General features: G+C 37.0%; 4 protein-coding genes. 3 read left to right on the top strand and 1 reads right to left on the bottom strand.

All coding sequences use genetic code 11. The features are described from left to right. Window positions 1-256: AMP-binding protein (locus AC22ZQ_RS13205; protein WP_318959233.1), on the bottom strand; the 256-nt coding region annotated here is incomplete at its 3' end. A gap of 291 nt (window positions 257-547) precedes the next feature. Between AC22ZQ_RS13205 and AC22ZQ_RS13200 the strand changes: the two genes are divergently transcribed. The 3 genes from AC22ZQ_RS13200 to AC22ZQ_RS13190 are packed head-to-tail and all read left to right on the top strand — an operon-like array spanning window position 548 to window position 3,694. After that, on the top strand, window positions 548-1,030 hold the full coding sequence (locus tag AC22ZQ_RS13200; protein WP_318959232.1) for an RNA polymerase sigma factor: 483 nt from the start codon (window positions 548-550) through the stop codon (window positions 1,028-1,030). After that, the gene (locus AC22ZQ_RS13195; protein ID WP_318959231.1) at window positions 1,027-2,733 is read left to right on the top strand and encodes a PorP/SprF family type IX secretion system membrane protein; all 1,707 of its coding nucleotides are present in this window, start codon (window positions 1,027-1,029) and stop codon (window positions 2,731-2,733) included. The genes AC22ZQ_RS13200 and AC22ZQ_RS13195 overlap by 4 nt, the downstream gene beginning before the upstream one ends. A gap of 4 nt (window positions 2,734-2,737) precedes the next feature. Continuing rightward, window positions 2,738-3,694 carry a PorP/SprF family type IX secretion system membrane protein gene (locus tag AC22ZQ_RS13190; protein ID WP_318959230.1) on the top strand — a complete coding sequence of 319 codons (957 nt, stop codon included), beginning with the start codon at window positions 2,738-2,740 and terminating at the stop codon, window positions 3,692-3,694. Window positions 3,695-3,753 lie beyond the last annotated feature (59 nt).

Genomic DNA, 3,753 nt, shown 5'->3' with positions numbered 1-3,753 from the left:
CTATAGCTCCCGTCTGTTGAATTCCAATATCCATAATATTCCATTCATACCTGTTCGGAGAAACCAAAGCGATTTTATCACCTGGCTGTATTCCAAGAGCAATTAACCCTTTGGAAACTTCGTTGGCTTGCTCGAGAAATTCCTTGGTAGAAATAGCCGTCCACTTGTTGTCCACTTTTGTAGAAAACATTACCTCTTGAGGGTACTGTTCCATTTGTAAGTAGGGGATGTCAAATAATCTTTCCGGTGTCTTCATAGTGTATAGTTTACCCAATAAACTTAACTAAAAATATCTTCATTTCATATATAAATTCATAGAATTTTAACGTAGAATTTCGTTTGTTTTCTGGATTATAGTTGCTAGGAGTGCATAATGAGTTAGCAAGAGTGTGTGCTTAAAATGTTAAAAGACAAAGTGTTCGTTAAAAATTTATTACTTTTATACATAGCGTCCTAATAGTAGAAAACCACTTTTCAAAAATCTTTTTTTTAAGGGTGTAACTTTAGGACCGGTTAAATTGTTTTAATTGTTAAAGCGGACATTCTTTTGACGAGAACGGAGTACAATGAAGTTGTTAATGAACACGCCGGTCGTTTATACGGCTATGTGTTAAAGTACCTCAGAGTTGAGGCTGACAGCAATGATATTGTACAAGATGTTTTTGAAAAGCTTTGGAAAAACAGGAAAAAGATAGAGCGCGAGAAGGCGAAATCTTGGATGTTTACCACCGCACACAATACGTTGATCAACTTCGTGAAAAAGAAAAAGAGAACGGTGTATAATTCAGAAACGCTTCCTGAGCGTGGATTTGAAAATCACAGTTTTGAAGCGAAGGAAATCATTGAAAAGGTTTTGGAGTTGCTTCCGCCTATTCAAAAGAGTATTGTGTTACTGCGAGATTTAGAGGGATATAACTACCAAGAAATTGGAGAAATGTTATCACTTTCTGATTCTCAAGTTAAGGTGTACTTGTACAGAGCAAGAAAGAAAATGCAAAAACAATTAAAGGATTTAACTATATTTCAATGAGCGAACCTTCTATCCAAAACATAGATAAGTGGATGTTTGAATTGCACGAGGGAAACCTTTCTCCGGCGCAAGAGAAGATGTTGATGGATTTTATTGCCGTGCATCCCGAATTGTCGGCAGATTTAGACGCTTGGAAGATGGCTTCAGTAGAAGCTGACCCCGTTGCTTTTGATACACAGGCATTACTCAAAGACAAAAGAAAGATTGCTCCTGTTTATTGGGGAGTACTGAGTGCTTTTGTACTCGGTTTGGGTGCAAGCGCTTGGTTATTTTTATCAGATGAATCAAAAGCGACCTATGCTTCTAAAGATCTAGATCTTACAATTCAAAATGATGCGTTCAGAACTGGTTTACTTTCTCAAGTGCAAACAGAAGATGTTACTCCGTCTATTTCCTTGAACAAGGGTGAAAATAGTGCACAAGAAATTCAGTCAAATTTATCATATACTAATCCTCAAAGGACAATTAATCGTTCATTTTTAGAGGATCAGTTTCATTTTGTAAATAGAGAGGAAGTAGTTTTAGATGCGTCAACTTCAAGTGAACTACAGACTACAAATCAACAACAATTTGAAGAACGTTTGTCTCAGATTGTTGCAACATTAGATGATGAAGAAAGAAAAGTTACTTCATCGAATGATAGAGCTGCAAATGATTTTGAAAGCAGTAGCAATACGCCTAATAGCAAAGTGAATCACAATGCGCAACATTCAAGCTCGAATAAAAGAGCTTTTACACTGAAGCGAGCATTGTATGAGTTTTCAAGAGATGTAAAACGCACCATGAACAATCCTGTAGCATTGAAAAATTACAGAGATCAATATTACAGTTTACCATCAGCAACCGGATTTGCTGTAAACCCGGGAATGGTGGGTACGCAGGTAGCGCCAAAAATTCAATGGGCTACAAGAGGGCAATACCTAGGTACTTCATCTAGCCAAATTTCAAATAGATTATCCTTTGATACATATGTGTACGAATTAAAAGGAGGAATAGGTGTTGATTTAAACCATAGTACAATAGATAATGGGGCTGTTCAAACAATGGAGGGAGCCTTTACCTACTCACCAAAAATTAGTTTGGGAGAAAAATTTTCATTAGAACCTGCATTGCGTTTTAGGTTTGGAAATAAACAAATTGATGCAGATAAATTAGTAATGGGTTCAGTGATAGAGCTGGATAGAGGAAGGCCGCTACAGTTTTTCGAGGAAGGTCAAACACCTACTGGACAATCTTTATGGTATAGAGATGTTCAAGCAGGGTTCTTATTAAATACACCATGGTTTTACGCAGGGGCAAGTATCGATAATGTTGGAAGACATTTTAACAATATTTACTCCAATGATTTAAGTTCAGACTTTAAAGCTAGTCCCTTCTATCAGGCACAAATAGGAACAGATTACAAATCGCTTTCTAAAAAAACTGTGTTATCTACTTATGCCATTTACCAACAGCAAGGAAGTTGGAATGAGCTATGGGTCGGAGCTAATATTAAATTCAAAGGTGCTCATTTTGGAGGGGCCATAAGTAATGATTTTGACCCAGCTCTTTCGTTAGGGGTAGACGCGAAAAGAGTGAGGTTCATCTATAATGCAGATTACTCCCGAAGTCAAATTGACAGCAAGAAGTATCTGTGTCATCAATTAACCCTTCGCTATAAATTAAAACCAAACCGAAATGCACGCCGCATTTTAAACATGTAAGGAAATGAGAAAAGTTATTGTATTCATCGCAACAATTGTTAGCAGCTTGGTAGTAGCCCAAGATTTGGAATTTTCGCAATTCTATGCTAACCCCCTGTATTTAAATCCTGCTTTTGCAGGGTCTAATGGTTGTCCTCGGATAGCTACCAATTACAGGAACCAATGGCCCTCACTAACAGGAAACTTTGTGAGTTATGCAGCTTCGTATGATCAATATTTTGATAATATAAATGGAGGATTTGGTGTAACCGCCGTTCACGATAGAATGGCTGGAAATACCTTGAATCATTCGCACCTATCACTTATTTACTCATATCACTTAAAAATCAATAGAAAGTGGTCTGCACTGTTGGGTGCACAGGCTACATGGAATCAAAAATTCTTGGATTGGTCTAAATTGTCGTTCGCCGATCAAATAGATTCTAGAAGAGGGTTTATCTATGCTACACAAGATGTTGTTAGAGGTGGAAGTAGAGGTTTCTTTGATGCGTCAGCAGGTGTGATTTTGTTTAATGAAAACTTTAACGTGGGTGTGGCGGCTAAACATTTAAACCGTCCAAATGAATCCGTGATTGTTGGAGAAAGTAAAATGCCTATTCGACTAACAGCGCATACTTCAGCAACTATTCCTTTAGGGTCTAAATCACAATATCAAAATGTAACGACTATTATGCCGACCATTTTGTACTCTTACCAGCAAGGTTTTCAGCAGTTGAATTTAGGTACATACGTTAAATATTCGGCTTTTACGGCAGGTGCTTTTTTAAGAAATAGAGATGCATTTATTCTTTTGGTTGGTATAGAATTAGACAATTTTAAAGTGGGGTATAGTTACGATATAACCGTATCTCAGTTAAACAATGGGGTTTCTGGTGGAGCGCATGAAGTTTCTCTAGGATTAACAATTCCTTGTAAAAAACCATCTCCGAAATTCAGGATGATTAGTTGTCCTTCTTTTTAATAAATAGTTTTCTTGTTTTTACAAGATTATTGTTGTTTTGTTTGATGAAATAGCAGGTG

The sequence above is a fragment of the Lishizhenia sp. genome (assembly GCF_057456495.1).
Note: the sequence above shows the minus strand (reverse complement) of the source record. Positions and strands in the feature narration are given on the sequence as shown.